The sequence below is a fragment of the Nocardia uniformis NBRC 13702 genome (assembly GCF_001613345.1).
Taxonomy (GTDB): domain Bacteria; phylum Actinomycetota; class Actinomycetes; order Mycobacteriales; family Mycobacteriaceae; genus Nocardia; species Nocardia uniformis.
In genome coordinates this window covers 59507-79208 of sequence record NZ_BDCE01000076.1, presented here as the reverse complement: position 1 = coordinate 79208, position 19702 = coordinate 59507, and the positions used below count along the sequence as shown (strand labels likewise).

The window sequence follows — 19702 nt, the reverse complement described above, 5'->3', positions numbered from 1 at the left end:
ATCTCCCGTACCCTCACGCCACCGGAAGCGCCACAGCCGGCACCGGCTGGTCGGTAGCGGGGGTCGCGTTGACAGTGCTGGCCGACGGATCGGCGGGCGCCTCGATTCCCGCGGGATGGAAGAAGCCCGCGAAGGCACCGAATTCCCCGGCGGGGTCACCCATCTCGGCGTCGAAGGACTTCAGCTTGCCGGCCACGACCGCCTCCAGGGTGCCATCGTCCGACGAACCGAACACCGCCAGCAACGCGGTCCGCTCCTCCCACATGGCGATATCGCCGGTCATCAACTGCTGCGGGTCCACCCGAGCGCCGGGATACTTGTCCTTGCCGTCACCGTTCTTCGCGGACTTCGCCGGCTCCATGCCGTAGGCGGCGCGGGCATCGGTGCCGGCGGTATCGGCGAACGCCTTGTCGAGAGCGTCGGCGACCTTGGGATACACCTCTTGTGTGCGGCCGTCCGGGAAGGTGTAGATGACCTTGCCGTCGCCGCCGGGGGTCCGGTGCGGTGGGGCGCCGGAGTCCGGCGGTGCCGTCGCGCCCGGGGGTGGGGTGACGGGTTGGTTCGGGACCGGATTGGACTGGCCGGGATTGGCTCCTGGTTGGCCAGGGGTACCGGGTTGGGCGGGGGTTTGGGGGTTCGGCTGCGCTGGCGTGGGGACGGGGCGGGCGGGATCGGGCCGGTCCAAGTCGCGCGGATCTCGGTTATCCCTGCCCTGATCGGACATATTCCGCATCATCGCCTGCTGCATCATCATCTGCATCAGCGGATTCAACATATCGGACATACCACCGAGCGGGTTCCCACCCGGACTGCCCGGGTTGTTCGGGTTGTTCGGGTTGTTCGGGCCACCAGGAATGACCGGCTTCGCCGGGTTGCTCGGGTCGGCCGGAGTTCTCGGGTCGGCCGGAGTTCTCGGGTCGCTGGGAATACCGGGGCCGCCCGGAGTATTCGGAGTATTCGGGTCATCCGGGAGGCCGGGTGTGGGACCGCCCGGATCGGGAGTCGGTTGGGGCGTGGGATCCGGCAGGCCCGGGAGATCGGGGTTGTACGGGTTGTTGGCCAGCAGTTCCTCGAAGCGCCGGTCCATTTCTTCACTTTGCGCCAACATGGCCGCTTCCATCCGCGCCGCCAAATCGTCGACTCCATCCGCGATATCGTTGCTGGTATCAGAGGTCAACTCGAGCTCCCTGGCGTTGAGCTCGAATGCCTCTGCCATCAGTTGCGCGAAGGCAGCGTTGATTTCTACGGAATCCGTCGTGATCCTCGTCGCCGCAGCGTTGATGGACCTGATTAGTTTCACCATATTTGCCCTGGCCTGTTCGGTGTTCTCCGCGGCCTCAGCAACCTTCTCGGCTACCGCCAGTTGCATGTCATTGAGATGTTGCGCGGCGGCTGCTAATCGCACGGCAGCTCCCTCATACTCCGAAGCCCCCGCCCCTACAGCATTACTGTCAGCGGTAGAACTGATAGGGACCGTCCCTGGCGGGTTCGGCACAGGTGCCAACGCCTCGATGTCGAAATTCTCGGGGTCACCGAACAGTTGCCAGTTGTCACTCAGCACGTCCGCTAGCGACATGCCGGTACCGGCAGGCACCTGCGGCTGATCAGTCGCCAACCTGCCCGCCCCCCGACTCGGTCGTGGAAACAACTACTGAACCGCCGTACCACCGCTGTAAATCGTCGGCCAAACCATCTGGCTGCCACAGGAACCCGGTACCCAACCGACCCGTAGGATCCCCAGGCTGAAAAGGCCCTTCGGACATGGAGGCAACATGTCCACCCACCCAGGTACCGGAAACAGCGCTTACGGCCCCGTCACCACCGTCGGAGCCGTCGGAGCCGTCAGACGAATCACCGCCTGACGGACCCCACAATCGGGGCTGGAGGCCGTACAAGCCTCCCGCGCCCACTCCCTGCACCACACGGCTACCTGCGCCAGCGGGGCGACCGAGCCAATCTTTCCATTTTCCAGAATGGTTGTCGAATATGGAGGAGCTTTTCCCTTTCAGTTGATCCAGTGCCCTTTCCGCCTTGTGCACTCGATATTCGGCATGCGGCAGCCCCGACTTTTCGGCAAGGACGCCATGTTCTTTGTCGGCTGCATCCATTTTCTTTTGAGCAGCAGCCTTCAATTTCTTTTTACCAGCTTTAGCATAAGCCACCGCAGCATCGTCGGCAAGCGATTTCGCCTTTTCTATATCAGCACCGATCGACCCCCGAGAATTCAATTCAGAAAATGATCTTCTTGCCTTTCCGAGAGCACCCTCTGCGCGCTTCAGCTGGAAAGCTCCATGCCCTTTTCCAATGATCTTGGATGCGACAGCACCTGCGCCTGCGCCGATAAAACCCGCAACAGCACCAGTCCCGGCGGCCGTTAGATGATCCGTCCAACTACTACCCCCCTGGGCGGCGCTACCAATGAATCCGGCCGCGCCTCCTATCGCCGCAGAAGCCCCCTTGCCATACACGCTGGCAGAGGCGGCGACCGCGGCAATCTCTACTACTGCACCTATAGCCATGAATCTCTCCTTAAGCCGGTATCGCTGCGGATACGGACACCTCGGCAGGGTCGGACGGGGCCGCCGCATGGTCGGGACCAGTGCTGTCGATTCCACGCGGATGGAAGAAGCCGGAGAACGCTCCAAAGGCGCCTTGGCTGTCGCTCAGCTCAGCCGTGAACGGCACCAGCTGTCCGTCCACGATCACTTCCAGGGTGCCGCTCGTTTCGGTGCCGAAGGCGACAACCAGCGCGGTCCGCTGATCCCATTCCGCGATATCTCCGGTCACCACCTGGTTCGGATCCACCCGGTCACCGAGTTGACGGCCAGCGATTTTCGCGGTGGTCTTGCTGTAGGCGGCGCGGGCGTCGGTGCGCGCGGCATTGTCGGACGCGGCGGTGAGGGCGGCGTACACCACCGGCGACACCTCCTGGGTACGACCGTCCCGGAACGTGTACACCATCCGGTCCTCAGCACCGGGTGTGCGCAGCGGCTGACTGCTCGACACCTGGTTGCGTGCCGGTGTCGTGGTCGGCGAATTCGGCGTCGATGTCGTGGATGGCTGCGCCGTATTCTGCGCCTGAGCTGGCGGCGGTGCCGTCGGCGCCACCGGCCTGCCACCTCGCTCACGTGGAGACCTGTCGTACCGCTGGTCTTGCTGAGTCCTGTTCAGAGCGGGGTTGTTCCGCGCGTTCATCAGCGGCGCCAGCCCCTGCGCCAAGGACCCCGGACCTGCACCTGAGGAGGTCGAGGGCATCGACTGCGTCTGCGGCGCGGCTGGTGTCACACTAGAGGGAGTGGCGTCGACCGCCGAGCCTGTTCCGGCGGATTCACCGGAGGTTTCGGACGCGCCACGCTGCTCTGTTTCCCGTGTGGTGGCGGCCGGGTTTTCGGCGGTGCCCTCCGTGGCGTTGTCCGCACCGAAATCTATCGGTTGGAATCGAGTGGTGCCGTCGTCGGGATTCACCGTACCGTCGGTGTTCTCCCACTCGGTGTTCTCCCACTCGGTGTTCTCCCACCCGGTGTTCTCCCACCCGGTGTTCTCTCCCTCGGTGTTCTCTCCCTCGGTGTTCTCTCCCTCGGTGTTCTCTCCTTCGGTATTTCCCCCCTCGGTATTCTCTCCCTCGGTATTCTCCGGGGCGAGCGTGTCGACCTCGCTGGCGATAGCCTGTAACTCTTGCGTCGCAGTGGTCATCGTCCCGGAGATAATCTTCAGATACGCATCGGACAATCTGGCGAGGTATTCATCCGCCGATAAGGCGCCGACAACTCCTTCCAAGCCCACCTGCGCCAGCTGATTCAGATCGCTCGGATTCACCTTGACGAATCCGTTGATAGCGTCGACATTGGCTTCGATGTCCTGTTGTCCGGCGGTGGAAATGGATGCGGCCGCCTCGACGATCCCCGGTACTATCTCATCGGCGGCCGCGAGTTCCTGGTAAGCGACTTTCAGATTGTGGACAGCAGTTTCGTAGTGCGCGATCCCGGAAAGTCCGTCGCTCGAGGCTTGCGGCACCGGAGCGCTTTCCGGGACACTGGCCATCACACCATCACCGAATGTTGCCCAGCTGTCGTACACATATAGGGCGAATTCGAAGTAGTCGGATTCCGCCTTCTCCGACATCGGGTCCAGACTCATGTGGGCCACTCAGCACTCGTACGATCCGGGCCGAAAACATGTGCAATGTATCCGCTAGGAACGGTTAGTCGGCCACTGCTGATCAGTTCCGCTGTGTAGTCCTTTGTCGGAACTTGGCCTAATACACCGCTGCCGTCATCCGGAGCCATATCGGCATACCACTCGCGGCCATTACTCCCCACGGCGGCTCCAACCCCCGTGGCCACAGCACTAGTGATGTACCTGCCGTAACTCCCACCCATTGCATTTCGAACACCGTAGCCCGCCATTGTCAATTTCCCAATGCCATTGCCGACGCCGAATCCGCGTCCAGCTTCAACAAGAGCGTTTCCGCTGGACGCGAACATACCTCGACCGCCGAGCCGTGTCGCACCACCTATAAGGGCGCCCCCGCCAAACCCCGCGAGGCTGCCGAGCGCCATGTCGGTGAGTATCTCGCTGCCCGCGTTTCCGCGCGCGCCGGATACCAAACCCGACACACCTGCGGCAACTGCGGCGCCAACAATTGGGCCTCCCAGCAAGCCCGCAGCGAGACCTGCGCCCCCGATTAAAAGGTCGCCGCCCAGCCCGTCGATGCTGGTGACACTGTCCCAGGTTTTAGTGAGCCAGTTACCCATACGATCACCGCTCCAGCCCGCATGGTCCGCTCACACCCCGCGAGCGGATGTCGCGTGCCTCCCGGAGAAGACTGTCACGGTCTCGTGCCATCAGCGTTCCTGATCCGTCCAAGGTGCGGGACTACATATGCCACATAGCCGAGGCTGCCGCGCCATCGCGCGGCAACTGTCGACTACGCCGTGGGATTCCTTTCCGACTCCCCCCATTCTCGAATATCCCCAGTTCTGGGAACGGGTTCCGCTGTGCGCACACGCCCGGTACAGGTGCCCGCCAGTCGCTGGCGGCGCCCACCCGCCCACACCGGGTGGGCGCCGTCCGCGCCGGGACCAGAATCCGTCGGCTCAGCCGGGAGCGCTCGCGGTGGGCTCTTCGATGGTGGACGGTGTCCGGCGGCGCCCGAAGTAGAAGATCCCGAACGACGTCGCGGCGATGAACAGCACGAGCATCGGCCCGAACAGCCAGCCGACGCCGAAGTTGACGATGATCGGGATCGCACCCGCGGTGATCAGACCACCGCCGAAGAACGGCTCCAGCAGCAGCTGCTTATATCCGAACGCCTGGTAGACGGGTGTCTTCAGGTCCGGATCGGCGACCCGGAGCAGGATCAGGCCGGTGGAGGTGACACCCATGGATTGACCGGTGTCCGCGATACCGCGTTCGAACCAGAAGTTCGGCATCATGCGTGGGGCGAGGAAAAGGAAGGCGGCCAGCGACCAGGCCAGGCCGACGCCCGCCAGCAGCAGGAACGGGCCGATATTGGCCGCGATGGCGGTCAGCGACAAGGTGCCGAGAGCGGCGATCACCAGGACATCCAGCGAGAATCCCTGCAACCGCTCGACCAGCTGAACGTCGACGATCTCGTCGCGGTCGAAGCGCTGGATGGCCAGCTGCACAATGATGCCGCCGATCATGGCGATCGGGAACAGCGGTACATGGGCGAACAGTTCGAAACTCTCGGCCCACAACTGGGTTTCAACCCACTTCAGCCCGGTCAGGATCAACCAGCCGATCAGCACCGCGAGCGCGAGCAGGCCGAAATGCAGGGTGAGTGTCTCGATGGAGGACGGTGCCACGGTGAGGGTGCCCGCCGAGCGCCGCTGCTCCTTCTCCACGATCCCGGCCTGCTCGGAAACTGTAGGAGACGCGTTCTTGTCCAGCACCGCGGTCTTGCCGGTGCGCACACCCCAGTTGATCAGCGCGATACCGACGATGATCGCGGAGAGGATACCGACGGTGGCCAGCCCGAGTGCCATGTCCTGTGCTTCGGCGAAGCCGAATTCGGCGAAGGTGTCCGCCATTCCGGCCGCGGTGCCGTGACCGCCCTCGAAGCCGATCTCGATCAGCGTCCCCGACCAGACCGGCAGCCCGAAGACGGGTACCAGCACCAGCATCGCCAACAGCAGCCCGAACACGTACTGGCCGCTGGCGATGGTGAGACCGAAGGAGATCTGCGGTCCCGCGACCTGAAAGGCCTCCTTCGGCGAGGGCAGGCGGTGCCCGAGGAACAGCCCGGCGAACACCAGTGAGATGAGCAGGCCGGGCAGCGTGCTCCACACCCGAAGAATCTCCGGTGTGAACAGCCCGGCATCGGCGAACCAGTCGATGCCGACGGCGGAAGCGATGCGGCCGAGCACGTCGGGCCCGATCAGCAACGCCAGCGCGCCGCCGATGATCGAGCTGGGGATGAACAACTTCTGTGCCAGCCGCCACTTCACCCTGATGATCTTGGAGATGAGCATCATCACGCCGAGCAGCAGCAGTGCGAAACCTATTGTGTTCGCGGACATTCGAACCCTTTCGGCGCACACTCCCGACTGGATCACCGAGCCTGGGTGGCGCGTCTACGTCATACTGAGCAGGTGCAACGGCGCGACATCTTCCCTCCATCTAACGTGCCGTTGATCAACGATACGATAGATGGTGTGACGAAGGCGTCACATTGAGCCTTCCCCACAGCGGGAAGACCGGGTAGCGCGGCGATCTCGACTGTCAGCTCCACCGGGTGGCACGGAAGTCGCGCGGCATCGAGACGACCCCGATCGGCACTCCGCTGCGGGACGCCGCGATCGCCTTATCACCACCGATGTACATCATCACGTGCCCGAAACCGTCGCTCTCGTAGCGGGACATCGGGAAGATCAGATCCCCCGGGCGGATATCGTTCGGGTGTATCTTGTGCCCTTGGCGGTACTGATCCGCGGCTACCCGGGGAATCCGCCCCCCGGCCTTGCTCACCGCGTACCGCATCAGGCCCGAGCAGTCGAAGCTACCGGGCCCTTCGGCGCCCCACACATAGGGCTTACCGGTTTGCGCCAAGGCCACCTTGATCGCGTGCTGCGCCGCAGCCGGAACATCACCGCTTCCGCCACTGGGGAATGTGGGGACGGCGGGCGCATTCTGACCGGCGAGATTGTAGAGGTAGCCATTGGTGAGCTGATTGATGTGGGCGGCGGCGGCAGCCGAGTTGCCCTGCCCGGTGCCAACCAGCTTGTGCGCGTATTGCAGTGCGCGGGACAGGATCTCATGAACTTTGCGCTGCCCGGCGGCGGTGTAACTGTCCGGGCCGACGGCAGCGAGCGCGACATTGGTTTCCCGGATGAGCGCGAGGAGGGCTTTGCGGTCGACAGTGTTGGCGCCGGCGAGGTTGGTGACATAGTTGGCCAGCTTGTTGTCGAGATTCCGGAACGAACCCTTGGCGAACTTGCTGAACGCGGCGGCGGCCCGGTAACCAGCGGCTCCGGCTCCGGTGCCGCCGCTGTCGGCCGTGTCGCCGGGCAGTTCGGCGGTGGGCGTGGTGGTGTTGCCCGCGCCGTAGAGGGCGGCGAGTTCGTTCAGGGCCTGCAAGGCCTGTTCGGCGTTCGGGGTGAGCGCGACCGTAGCGGGTTCGCCGTCGGTGGCGGTAAGCGTGGTATCGGTGAGCTGATTCCGCGCGCCGCTGCCGGGAGCGCCCAGACCCGACAGCGCGGACTCGAGTGCCGGAAGCAGAGTGTCGAACGGAAACGCTTGCGCACTCTCGGCGGGACCCTCGAAGCCGAGATCAGGATCGGCGCGGTCGCCGACGCGCGGGAACCCGAGATAATCGGTGTCGGCTAGTGGCCCAGCGGGACCGGCTGCGGTGAGGCCCGCTTGCGATACCGGGCTCGCACCCGGGCTGAGCACCGACGCGGCCCCAGGGTGGAGTGCGGGTGCTTGCGCCGACACCTGCTGCGCGGCGGGAACACCCGGGGTACTGGACGGGTTGGGCGGCGACGCTGGAGGCACCGCGGACGGCAGTGCGGGCGATCCACCGCGCCCAGACCTCGGCCGTGACCACGGGGTGTGCCGTTCCAGCCAATCAGCCTCGCTGCCAACGTCATCCACATCGGTCAAGAACTCGGCTTCGGCGACCGCATCGGTATCGACGTTCGGTTCAACGCTGGTCACATCGTCTCCCCGCACTCCTGCCCGCCGAGACCATCACCGGACCTCCGCACCTCCGCCGACAACTGCCGCCCTCCATAGTGATCTCCGGCGTCGGCAGCGGTACCCCCACGACTGGGGACAATCCAGTGTCAGCGCTCCCACAACCCCGCTGCCCCTTCGGGGCTAGCACTCGCGAGACGGGCGATCCGGCGTGCAGTCCGATCGGCCAGGGCCAGATTGCCCGTGTTCGGTTGCTGGTAGTACCGCTCGGTCGCTGCCCGAAGGTCGGCCGCGAGCTCGGCGCCGAGCCGCAACCGGGTCTCGGAATTGGCCGCACGCCACCGGTCCGGGCCGACCGCGGCCCGCAGCGCGTCCGAGGAGTCCCAGTTCTGGCGGATATCGTGGACGAAATCGTGGTCCACCATCGAATTGCCCAGCCAGTTGGCGCCTTTCGGGCTCGGCATATCGCGGGCCAGCTTGTGTGCCGCGATGTGCGCGCGTGCGGCGAATGCCAGGTGCTCGCGCAGCTCGCGCTCGGGCCCGAGCGGGTGGTTGAGCACCGACTCCCAGGCCGCCAAGGCCTGCTGTTGCCGCGTCGTCCGGTAGGGGCTTTGCGACATGGTCGTATCCTGCACAGCCATAGCGCGGTCGGCGTGCAGCATGTCCACGGGGTGCGCTCCGACGGCCGTGAGCGCACCGTTGAGTTCCCGCTTGGGAACTCCGGAATCGATCAGGATGTCCATGACGTGCCCGACACTCATCGGAGTGTCCACACCACCTGCCTGGGCGGCACGCCAGCGCGCCGCCCGCTCCCAGGTATCGCGATTCGCTTGCAGCCACTGCATGCGCTGCAACGTCAAAGGCGCGGACTCCATCGCGGTCAACTCCGCGTGCTGGCGTGCGATCGAACGTGGCGCAAGGGGATTCATGACTCTCCCTGCCAGCCATGCGGTGGCCGGTGAACTGCTGATCGTGGTCACTGCCGCGAGGCCGGCGAGCAGGCCGAATCCGGAGGGTAGGGCGTTGGCGGCACCCGCCGTCCCCATGCCCAGCGCCGTGGAACCCCCGCCGGAAGAACTGCCGCCCTGCGCGGTCAGCGCGATCCGGTTCGCGATCCAATAGGTGCCGCGATCCAGTCCGCGGCGCAGAGCACGCACCTGCCAGATCGCGACCAGCTGGACCACCGAGGCGATGGCCAGCACCGCCATGACCTGACCGCCGGCCTGGCGGAACAAGTTGCCCAGAAACAGCACGTATACCCCGAGATAGGTGGTGAATACGAGCACCCGGGCCGCGGCCATCCCGATGTCGACCAGATTGCGGATCAAGTAGGTCTGGGTCGGCCCGTAGATGAAGCCGCCTGCCACGAACCCGAAGATCCCCATGAACCCGTGATAGACAGCGTCGAGCGCCGCCCCGATGATCCGGATCGCCAAATACATCGAGAACCCGAGCAGGACCACGCAGAACGACAGCAGCGTCAGGCCGATGCCCACCTGTCCGGCGCCGATCGTCGTGACGGCATGGTAGGCGGCGGTATCGCCACAGTCGCGGATATCCTCGAGCATCCCCGTCGGTTCCGGCGCACCGATGCCCGACGACCATGCCGCGCGACACGCATCGCGATCGTCGAGCACATGGCCGAAGTTCCAGACCTGCAAGGGTTTACGCACAAAGTTGTCGGCCAGCTCGGCTTGGACGGCGGCCACCAACCGGCTCGGTTGCGGGTTGCTGTCGCCGTTGAGACCGGCCGCGACTGTTAAGCCGACGTCGCGCCCCTGCGCCACCACACCGTCGGGTGCCAGTATCGCGGCGAGTGGTCCAGCCAGAAAGATCGGGCCGGCCACGGCGACGAGCAGCATGGCGGCCGTCTGCGCGGCGGCCCTGGCGGGCCACCCACGCACGACGAACCAACCGGCGATGAAGGCACCGATGGTCGCGGCCGTGACGACGAGCAGCGGCATCGACACCTGCGCGGTCACCGCGTCCGCGACCCCGGTGAGCGCTCGGGCGAACGGATCGAGCCACGCGAAACTGAGCACATACCCGATCAGCCAGATCGCTGTCATCGCCAACAGCAGGTATCCGGCGAACTCCACCGTGAGCAAAATGGTCCAGAAACTGCTACCTGGGCGGTGCAGACCGACCTCGCCGGTGACGAACCGGTAGTCCGACAGCGGAACTCCCGAACTGTCCCGGATGTTCATCCAGCTCAGTCCGCTGCGGCGGGGTCGTTCCGAGTCCGCGCCTGGAGTCTGTGCGGTCGCGACGACACCGATGACTGCTGGAAACACCACCGCGAGAACAATTGCCACAGCGATTCGCCGCAGTCTGATGTACACGCGAAAAACGTAACGTCAGACAATGTCCAGCAATAGGCGCTGGTAGGCGTATTCGATGTCGCAGCTGTGAATACCGAATGAATTCAGTTCACTGAATTCAGCACCGATTCATGAATTATTCATCTGCCGAGTACTCGCTTCACCCGGACATCCGCGTCGTGCGGAATCTGTTGCCGGACGAACCGGCCCGCCGACAGATCGGCGGTCACGATCTCGCCCGCGCCGAGCGCGATCCCCACCCGGTTCGGTCGGCTGTCCTGGTAGTCCCAGAACACCAGATCGCCGGCGGAGGCCGCCGCGATATCGACGCGCTGGCCACACACTCCCTGCCCGGCAATGGTCTCCGGAAGAAGTGGTGAACAGGCCGTGTGTTGCGTCGCGGGCGGCAGTGCCGCGGGCGCACACTGCCCGGTGCTGGTCGCCAAATCGGCCAGATAGGTGACGTATCGGGTCAGTACCGGCGGCCCGAACGCATCCCCCGACGGACCGTCCAGCCCGCCCGCGCCGACCACCACTCGTACCCCTACCTGTTCCACGGCCAGGGCACCGGCACAGGCGACGGCGACACCGGAATTCGGTGTCCGCAGCGCGGGCATTTGATAGGGGGCCGATGGCATCGCCGAGATACAGGCCCGTTCCCAGTCGGACAAATTGGCACCGGGTGGGGCGGTGAGGCTGGCGTACGGGTTGGTCGCCGGTGGCGTTCTGAGTGTGACATCCTCCGGCGCGGCAGTGCTGGCGGACGGTGCCGTGGCAGTGGCCGAGGGATCCGGCCCCACCGCACTGTCGCACTGATACCGCCAATCCTCCGACTGCGCCGCCTGAGCGATGTCCAGCGGTACTGCGACCATCAGCAGAGCACCACACCACAGCGTTGCCTCCAGCAGCACGATCACGAGCCAACGCTTCCTCGAACGCTTCTCCGAAGACTTCTTTGAAGGCTTCTTTGAAGGCTTTCTTAAAAGAAGTATCAATAACAGCAATAACACAGTGCAGACTCCCGGTGTCCACTATCACGGATCCCACAGGTCCGGGCCGGAGTGCTCGTCCATATGGTCGAGGTTCTTGATACGGTTGTGGATTTCATCGACTCTGTCTCGGTTGGCCACTGTCGGATTCTGGTAATAGGCGAACGTTCGGTCCCGCATCTGTACCGCAAGCCGGGAACCGATATGATGCCGGGTATTACTGCCTGCGGCCCGCCAGCGATCCGGTGAGATCGCCGCATCCAGATCTCGCCGGAAATCCCAGTTCTGCTCGACGTCGCGGACGAAACCCCAATCGATTTCGTCGCCGGCGTGCAGAAAACGTGGCCGTCGAGAGTGACGGGCAAAGTTCGTCGCCGCGACATTGGCTTGAGCGGCGAAAGCCAAATGCTCCTGCAATCCCCGCTTGGCGTCGACCGGATGGTTGTGCACCGCCTCCCACGCGGCGCTGGCTTTCTGCAAGGGAACGAACCCGTACGGGTTTCTCGACATCGACCCGTTCTGCACGGCCAGCGCTCGGTCGACGTGCAACATATCGAAGTTGTCCGCGCCTATCGAGGCCAGCGCACCATTGATTTCCTGTTTGGGGGCACCGGAGTCGCCGAGTCCGTCGATCACATTGGCGACACCCAGCGGTGAGTGAATCCCTTGACCACCGGGAACACCGCTGGCCCGTCGCCGCGCGGCCCGCTCCCACGCATGCCGGTTGGATTGCAGCCACTGCTGGCGTTGCAGAATCAGCGGAGCGTACTCCATGTGCCGGAGTTCCATCTGCTGTCGCCGGCGCGCACGCGGCGACAACGGATCCATTGTCCGGCCCAACAGCCACGCGGTCGCTGGTGACCCGCTGACCGTGCTCAGGGCCGCGAGCCCGGCGAGCATGCCGAACCCGGTGCCGATACCACCCTGTCCATGCGCCATCCCCATCCCCAAAGCCCGCCCGTCACCCGCGCCCATGCCGCCCGAGCCGCCGCCATGACCGTCTTGGCCTTGGATCGCGAGCGAGAACCGGTTCGCCATCCAATCGTTGCCGCGGTCCAGGCTGGCGCTGAGTTTGCGCAGCTGGCTCACGGCGACGAGTTCGACGACGGCGGCGATGAACAGCACCTGCACGACCTGATCTTTGGCCTGGTCGAAAAGGCTGGCCAGGAACAGCACGTAGATGCCGAGGAAAATGGTGAACGCCGCCATCCGCGCGGCCGCGATGACGGTGTCCACCAGATTGCGGACCAGGAAGGTTTGGGTGGGGCCGTAGACGAAACCGCCTGCGGCGAACCCGAATATGGCCATGAATCCGTGATAGATGGCGTCCAGGGCGGACTTCAACACCTTCGCCGACAGATACAGTGCGAACAGCAGCAGAATCGCCGCGCAGAACAGCAGGAGGAATCCGGTGGCGACCTGCCCGGCGCTGGGATTCGCGGCGGCCGAGGCGGCCGAGGCGTCACAGGATTTCAGGTTCTCCCGCACCTTGTCCGGGTCGCCGCCGCGCATACCGGTGGTCCAGGTGTGACCGCAGGAATTATCGATGACACTGCCGAAGTTCCAGGTTTGCAGCGGTCGCCGGGCAAAGCTGTCCGCTAGATCACCCTGCATGGTGGCTACCAGCGCGCTCGGATTCGTGTGGTTGTGACCGTTCAATCCGGCGGCGACAGTGAGACCGACATCGCGGCCTTTTACCAGCACCCCATCGGAGGACAGCACTTCCGCCAGCGGTTCGGCCAGAAACAGCGGCCCCAGTACCGCGAGCCCGAGCATCGTGACCACCTGCATGGCCGCCTTGGCGTGAAATCCGCGCACAGTGAACCAGGCGACGAAGAAGGTGCCGATCGCCGCGGCGGTGAACAGCACCAGCGGGGTCGCGATCTGTCCGGTGAACGCATGAGCCGTTCCGGTGAGCGCGTTGGCGAACTGGTCCAGCCAGCCGAAGCTCAAGGCGAAACCGATCAGCCAGATCGCCGAGGTCACCAGCACCATGTAACCGGCGAATTCCAACTCGATCACCAAGGCCAGCGCGGTTTTCCCCGGGTTGAGGACATTGCCGTGGTCGGTGACGAAAATATAGTCCGAGAGCCGGACCCCGTGGGAATCGGTGATATTCATCCAACTCAGCCCGCTGTTGGGGGCGCCCGCCGCGGCGAGGGTGTCCGACTGTGCAGTGGCCACCGCACCGACGACGCCGGGAATCACCAGCGCCACGAACACACCGAGCAGTACCCAGGCCATCCGGCGCCGCCCCGGCCGCGCCCGCAGCCATCCCCGCCCTCGACGCACCAGCTCAGACGGCTGCCACCGGCGCGCATCGAAGAACGCAAGTGCCAGCAGCGCCTCCTGAATCCGGTCCCGGTTCATCGTCAACCCTGCCGCTCCACTACCACCGATCGACCCGCCGCCGTGGGCGTGCTGTTGATGGCTGCGGCCCGGTCGGGCCGCGCCGGCCCGAGGACCTTGCCGCGGCCGATCCGGTTCAGTGCGTCCCGCATGAACATCTCTCCCCGCCGCTCCTCCGGGACCGTGCGGCCGGCGCCGGTCGGCGGCGAGGTCGACTCCCGGAGAATCTGCACCAGATACGGTGCCTCGTCCACGTCGATGCCGAGCCATTCGAGACTGTTGCGCGCCAACGTTTCGTCCCGTTGCCGGAAGACGAACCGGTTGGGAATCAGATTGTGTGCCGCGCCCTGGAAATCGGTGGCCGGGTCGTGCGAGGCCAAACCGATGGCGGCCAGGTGCTTTCGGCCGTCCCTGCTGAAATCCGAGGTGACCGCGGCACCCACCTGGGTTTGGGTGAAATGGTGCGCCTCGTCACCGACGAGCAGCCCGAACCGGCCGTTGTCGGTGAGGAACGCTTCCCGGGCGGCGACACCGACCAGCTCGTAGAGCGCGGTGCCGAGCCGTTTGGTCAGCGGCAGCCGGTTGTACAGGTGCGGTGTGGTGAGTTCTTCGGCGGTCGGCAACGCCAGGCCGTGGCTGCGCACGACGGTTGCCGCGGCATTGAGCTGCAGCGGCTTCAGCATCGGGTCGAACAGCACCGGCAGCCGGTCGGCGACGGCACCGAGCCGGGCGGCCAGGTCCGCGTATTCCGGCCCCGACCCCGGATCGTCGCGCAGCCGATGGGTGGCGTGCACCAGATCGAGCATGCTGTGAATACCGTGCTCGGCGCGGCCCTTCTCGGTCAGCATATTGCTCACCACCGCACCGGCACTCGCGGTGGGCGAGAGATCCAGCATCGGCAGCAGCGAATCGAGCGCTCGCTCGCCGGCGACCCGGGAATCGAACAGCCGCAACGGATCCAGCGAGACGGTCGGCGCTGTCAGGTCGATCACCACAGCGTGGTCGATGGCCGAGGCGAAGTGCGCCCACTCTCCCACCTGGCTGCGGTCGATGGCCAGGAACTGACCACCCATGTCGTGCACCAGGACAGCCATCAGTTTGAGGAAGAACGACTTACCCGACCCCAGTTCACCGGTCACCGCGAAGGAGGCGGACAGGTCGTGCAGTGCTGCCTCCATAATGCCGAAATGGATCGGCTGGAACTGTCCGGACAGCAGGTTCACCCCGATCACCGGCCCGCTGTCGTCACCGATCTCACTGGAGGTGAACGGGACGAATCCCGACCACATATCCGACGGGACGATATGGGCGAAATCCTCGAAGGCGCGCCGGGCCGGACTTCCCGGAATCAGCATCGACCACAGATCCACCTGCGCGCCCACCGGCGCGGTCATCTCGAGTTGAAACCTCTTGTACCGGCGTTTGAGCAGGTTCACCGCATCCAGCGTCGCCTCCCGGGTCGGGCCGCCGACAGCGATGACCGTGGTGAACGACACCTCCGACTCGCCGCCGCTGACCTCGAAGTGGTGGTTGTACTCACTGAGCATCTGTGCCTTCGACATCAGCGTGTTCTGGGCGAAAGACACCTCGGTATCGCGTTGTTCCATCTGCTCACCGAGCCGCCGCAAACCGAGTTCGTTATTGCGCAGCACCTCCTCCGCCGGTTTCATCGACACCCGCATCCCCCAGTCGATGCTGACACCGGCCATCCCGTTGATGATGTCGAGGAATTCACTGCCGCCGGGAAAGGTCATGCCCGCGTAGGGAAAGGAACGTGGGGTCAGCATGGACTGATAGGACGGGCGATCCGGGGCCTCGGGTTGTACGACTTTGATCACCGGAATGAACGACGGCCGGACCCGGTATCGGCTGTCGGCCTGGGCGCCCTCATCGAGCGCGGCCGAACCGAAGACCGCCGCGGTGGCGTCTTCGAGCACGCCGACCCGGGTCGGTGCGGCCGGATCCCCCAGCGCGCCACGGTTGAGGTAGTGCTCCCACAGCCACTGGAACAGCGCCGCCGGCACCGGTGTCGGCGCGAAGTCGCTGCCGATCTTCGACAGGATCGATGTCGCCTTCTCGTCATAGGAATCCAGGTCTTCCTTCGAGATCGCGCTGACATCGACGGCCTGGGTGCTACGCCACAACCCGGTCAACGTCGACAGCCCGGTACCGATCGAACCCACCGGGAACGACAGCAGGTGAATCCGCGTCTGCGGCATGATCGCCTGGATCCGCTCGTAGGAGGCGACCACCTCGTCGGCGTAATCCTCGGACCGGTCCAGATCCACACCCTCGACCATTTTCCGCAGCACGTCGAGGGTTTCCAGTCTGGCCTGGATACCGAGCAGCAGCGAACCACTGGGCAGATTGGTGATCAGGCCGTGATGGGCGAGCTTCACATCGTATTTGTCGCTCGGCGTGCGCAGCCCATAGCCGGCCGGGTCGATGAAGTAGGTCGCGGTGACCAGACCGGACTGAGTGAATTGGAGATTGCCACGGATCGCCGCCGTGGGCTGAATGTCGCGCCCCAGCACCGTCACTGCCGTTCTAGGTTGTCCTGGCTGGAACGTCCAGCGGCCAGTTCGAGTATTCCGGCGCCGGACGCGGACGGTTTCGACCGTGCGGACGCCAGAGCCGCGGGATCGGGGAAGACGACGACCACGGAATCCTCGATGTACACGGTGTACCGTGCCGACTCCGCGTTGATCGGCATCCCGGAGGCGGACACCGGTTTCCGGAAGACCAGCAGCCGGCCCAACCACAGCACCCGCGAGGTCAACCGCACGCCGGTATAGGGCACGAGCCCCAGCGCGAAGACCACGATCACGGTGAGGATCAGGCCGATGATGAAAGTCACCGCGGGATTCCCGGGAATCGACATGGCGGACACCGACGTGATCAGCATCAGCACGACGCCCGCGCCGATCTGCGGCAGGGTGTACGGACCGAACGGCAGCTTCTGGCCGTTCTGCGCCTTGCCGACCATCGTCGGCACCCGTTTGATCGGCGTAAAAACCTTGATGACCTGCGTCATCAGTAACCTCCGACCGGCATATCCGGGATCACGGTACCGACCTCGGCCCGGGAGTAGTTGATCAATGTCGGCAACACCCACACCAGGACAGCGGCCAGGATGGCCGACCCGGCCACAGCAAGGACCTTGCCGGGGGAAAGCTTGGACTTGATGCCTTCGCTGATCAGGATCCCGATGCCCGCGATCGAGATCACGATCAGGCCCGCCCAGCGAACGAACAACAGGATGCCGTACAGCATGTTGGTGAGGCTGCTACCCATGGTGGCTACTCTTTTCGGCGGATGTCTGGCTGCGACCGTTCGGGTCAGTTCTGGGTTGCCGGTGGTATTCGCACCGAGGTTGTCGGCGCTGTGGTGGGTTTGGTGGTCGACGCCGCGCCCGACCCGATCTGGTTCGCGTTGGCGGAGACCTCCGTGATCGGATCGGGCAGGGCCGGAACCTGGTCCATGGATTGCACCTGCCACTGCTGATCCGTCCGCACCAGGGTCAGCGGATAGTCCAGCGGTGCGAGCACGTCCGCATCGATCGCCGGGGTCACGGTGACGAGCACATGCGCCGTGGAACCGGATGTCCCGCAGCTGGATTCGGTGGCTGAGACGGACACGGACTCGAGTTCGTCGAACGGCGAGGGCGCCAGCGCGGCGATGCCGGCATTGTGGCTGGTGTATCGCGCTACGTCGGCAGAGCCGGTGAGGTAGGCCCGGAGGAATCCGGTTGCCGCGCCCGAAACCGGCGTATCTTCGCGACACGGTGCGGAATACGCGGCGACAAGGTCGCGGCCGGGCCCCGGCGGAGCGACCACCGCGGGCAGCGACAGGGCCCGCACTCGGCCACTGCCCACCGAGACCGCTACCCGATAGAACTGTTCGACCGCGGCGTCCGAGTCCGCGCCGAGCCGGACCGATACCGTCACCGACCAGATCTCCAGTAGCCCACTGGTGTTCGTGCGCCGAGTGAACACCACCGCCGGATCGGAGACCTTCGGCGCCTTCTTGGGCAGGCTGATCGCCCGGCTGTCGCCGATGAATTCACTGACCCGATCCTGCTGCCCCGCTTCGGCACTCACATAGGTCATGACGTATCGCTGGGCGAACGAGCCCGCCAGCTGGGCATTCCCGACGATCGATACCGTCGTCGAGTCCGAGGGCCCCGGCGGATCGGCCGCGAAGAAGCTGAACACCGCGTGCCCGCCGCCGAGCACAGCCAGGGTCGCCAGGATCGCGAACACCGCGTTGTCGCGGCGGCGCCGGGCGATCATGCGGCGTAAAAGCGCATCCCCCGAATCTGCCCGCAGGCCCGTCGCTGTCTTCACCTGTCACAGGGTAGGAGCATCGGAACCCGCGTGGACCTGCGCTCTTCCCAGAATTGGGGAGGCCCGCCGTCAGCTGGCTCTACCGTAGTCCGGGTGATCAACACGGTGCCGGCTCAGATGTTCGTCGTATCCCAACCGGGTAGACGACTCGGGCTGCGCCGGGCCGGCACTACCGGCCGATAAGTAACCGACACTGTCGGCGAGGAGCACCTCGCCGAGCACGAGCTGACTGCGGGAGAACCCGGGATACGGGTAGAGACGGATTGTCGTCGGGACATAGCTTCCGGAGTAACTGAGCGTGCGCACCGTCACCTCTGTCGCCACACCGGTGGCGAGCAGACCTTGGACAGCGGCGATCCGTTCGCGGTCCTGGGGATGGAAGACATCGACCGGCCGGTACAGATATTCCCACCGGATCCAGGGTGCCGAATCGGTCAACCAATGCGAAATGGAGGTGTGCTCGAGTTGTATGACGGCGAGATGGGTGCCGGCCCGCCGATGGGCTTCCCGGAGACCGACCTGCTCGAGCGTGGGCCACAGCCGCAGTGGCGACGCCGAGCTGACGTCCTCGATCAGCATCCACGCACCCTGTTCCCGGGCGCGGACCGTGAGCCGCCACCGGCCGGCGGGCCGGCCGGCCACCGGTGCCAGGTCGAGGTCGAACTGGAGCTTGTCGTCCCGGCCGGGGTTGTACAGCAGATCGAGCACCTCACCGTGCCGATCGAACACCGCGGTCCGCTGGAACAGTTCCGCGATGGACATCGTCGGCACATACTCCTCCACCGAGATCCCGCGCAGCGCGGTCACCGCGCTCGGCTGCCGGATGACCTGAGTGTCCAGATCCCACACCGCTCCCACCGCCCGGGGTGGCTCGACCGGCACTCCGGCGGGGCCGATCCACAGCTGGACAGCATGCACCTCGTCGGTGGGCCCGAGCACCGGGCGCGTCTGGAGTACGTGCGGGCCGGTGGTGGTCGGGACCTCGAGGTCCAGCGCTTTCCCGTCGCACCGGGTCGCATGGAGGGCCTCGATGACGCTGTGGGTGGTGAGGCTGTCGTATAGCGCGGGCGTCCGCTTCAGCACCCGCTGCAGCACCCGGCGCACACTTGCGAAGTCGCGCTGGTCACCGCCGATCGTCGCCACTGACATAGCAGACGGCACCAGCGTCTCCACGGTTACCCATGGGATCATCAGCCTGATTCCCTCATCGGTTGCCCAGTATTTACTCTCGTTCGAAGTCATTGCTTCCGCTGGCTGTCGATCGCGGGCAGCAATCCGAGACGGCGGCCCACTATTCAGAGGGATATCCCGCGAAGCATGTAGCCCAAACGATGCCAGCCGTCCGAATGACCCTTGAGTACAGCGCATGTCAACCTTTGGGAGCGTCATTGAGCGAGACTAGAACAAGTCTCGAACCGCCACCGTCCGAGCGCCGGACCTTCGCGTGAACCCCCAGCAGATTTGATTCTTACTTAAGAAACAACCCCGCCTGTCGGCCGGCATCGAGGTGACACCGGACACGTGACCCTCCAGTTGCTTG

Annotated in this window: 13 protein-coding genes; all 13 read right to left on the bottom strand. The window is 65.0% G+C overall.

All coding sequences use genetic code 11. From position 1 onward, the window contains the following. Positions 1 to 13 precede the first annotated feature (13 nt). Positions 14 to 1405: a hypothetical protein gene (locus tag NU1_RS29255; protein WP_067526522.1), complete on the bottom strand. Its 1392-nt coding sequence runs from the start codon at positions 1403 to 1405 to the stop codon at positions 14 to 16. A 199-nt stretch (positions 1406 to 1604) separates the two neighbouring features. Further along, on the bottom strand, positions 1605 to 2519 hold the full coding sequence (locus NU1_RS41865) for a hypothetical protein (protein ID WP_157553204.1): 915 nt from the start codon (positions 2517 to 2519) through the stop codon (positions 1605 to 1607). Positions 2520 to 2529: 10 nt separating this feature from the next. Next, the gene (locus NU1_RS29245) at positions 2530 to 4137 is read right to left on the bottom strand and encodes a hypothetical protein (RefSeq protein WP_067526518.1); all 1608 of its coding nucleotides are present in this window, start codon (positions 4135 to 4137) and stop codon (positions 2530 to 2532) included. A gap of 959 nt (positions 4138 to 5096) precedes the next feature. After that, the gene (locus tag NU1_RS29240) at positions 5097 to 6542 is read right to left on the bottom strand and encodes a sodium/glutamate symporter (protein ID WP_067526516.1); all 1446 of its coding nucleotides are present in this window, start codon (positions 6540 to 6542) and stop codon (positions 5097 to 5099) included. A 202-nt stretch (positions 6543 to 6744) separates the two neighbouring features. After that, positions 6745 to 8178, bottom strand: coding sequence for a C40 family peptidase (locus NU1_RS29235; protein WP_169815161.1), 1434 nt, complete (start codon positions 8176 to 8178; stop codon positions 6745 to 6747). 128 nt (positions 8179 to 8306) lie between these two features. Further along, entirely contained in the window at positions 8307 to 10472 is a 2166-nt protein-coding gene (locus NU1_RS29230; protein ID WP_067526512.1) for a hypothetical protein, read from the bottom strand. Between the two features lie 146 nt (positions 10473 to 10618). Continuing rightward, positions 10619 to 11395, bottom strand: coding sequence for an NlpC/P60 family protein (locus tag NU1_RS29225; RefSeq protein WP_067526510.1), 777 nt, complete (start codon positions 11393 to 11395; stop codon positions 10619 to 10621). Positions 11396 to 11512: 117 nt separating this feature from the next. Further along, complete coding sequence (locus NU1_RS29220; RefSeq protein ID WP_157553202.1) at positions 11513 to 13843, bottom strand: hypothetical protein; 2331 nt, start codon at positions 13841 to 13843, stop codon at positions 11513 to 11515. After that, positions 13840 to 16356 (bottom strand): ATP-binding protein, encoded by a 2517-nt coding sequence (locus NU1_RS29215; RefSeq protein ID WP_067526506.1) that lies wholly within the window; start codon positions 16354 to 16356, stop codon positions 13840 to 13842. Before NU1_RS29215 ends, NU1_RS29220 begins: the two co-directional genes overlap by 4 nt. Further along, positions 16353 to 16850, bottom strand: a complete 498-nt coding sequence (locus tag NU1_RS29210; RefSeq protein WP_174565947.1) for a hypothetical protein — start codon at positions 16848 to 16850, stop codon at positions 16353 to 16355. The genes NU1_RS29215 and NU1_RS29210 overlap by 4 nt, the downstream gene beginning before the upstream one ends. Continuing rightward, positions 16850 to 17110, bottom strand: a complete 261-nt coding sequence (locus NU1_RS29205) for a hypothetical protein (RefSeq protein WP_067526504.1) — start codon at positions 17108 to 17110, stop codon at positions 16850 to 16852. Before NU1_RS29205 ends, NU1_RS29210 begins: the two co-directional genes overlap by 1 nt. A gap of 44 nt (positions 17111 to 17154) precedes the next feature. Continuing rightward, on the bottom strand, positions 17155 to 18162 hold the full coding sequence (locus tag NU1_RS29200; protein ID WP_245720370.1) for a conjugal transfer protein: 1008 nt from the start codon (positions 18160 to 18162) through the stop codon (positions 17155 to 17157). 69 nt (positions 18163 to 18231) lie between these two features. Next, positions 18232 to 19353, bottom strand: a complete 1122-nt coding sequence (locus tag NU1_RS29195) for a GAF domain-containing protein (RefSeq protein ID WP_067526593.1) — start codon at positions 19351 to 19353, stop codon at positions 18232 to 18234. Positions 19354 to 19702 lie beyond the last annotated feature (349 nt).

What these genes read in the sequence shown, in the direction of transcription:
- NU1_RS41865 (WP_157553204.1), bottom strand. Translation starts at nt 2,519, where the DNA reads ATGGCTATAGGTGCAGTAGTAGAGATTGCCGCGGTCGCCGCCTCTGCC.
- NU1_RS29245 (WP_067526518.1), bottom strand. Translation starts at nt 4,137, where the DNA reads ATGAGTCTGGACCCGATGTCGGAGAAGGCGGAATCCGACTACTTCGAA.
- NU1_RS29195 (WP_067526593.1), bottom strand. Translation starts at nt 19,353, where the DNA reads ATGATCCCATGGGTAACCGTGGAGACGCTGGTGCCGTCTGCTATGTCA.
- NU1_RS29205 (WP_067526504.1), bottom strand. Translation starts at nt 17,110, where the DNA reads ATGGGTAGCAGCCTCACCAACATGCTGTACGGCATCCTGTTGTTCGTT.
- NU1_RS29210 (WP_174565947.1), bottom strand. Translation starts at nt 16,850, where the DNA reads ATGACGCAGGTCATCAAGGTTTTTACGCCGATCAAACGGGTGCCGACG.
- NU1_RS29240 (WP_067526516.1), bottom strand. Translation starts at nt 6,542, where the DNA reads ATGTCCGCGAACACAATAGGTTTCGCACTGCTGCTGCTCGGCGTGATG.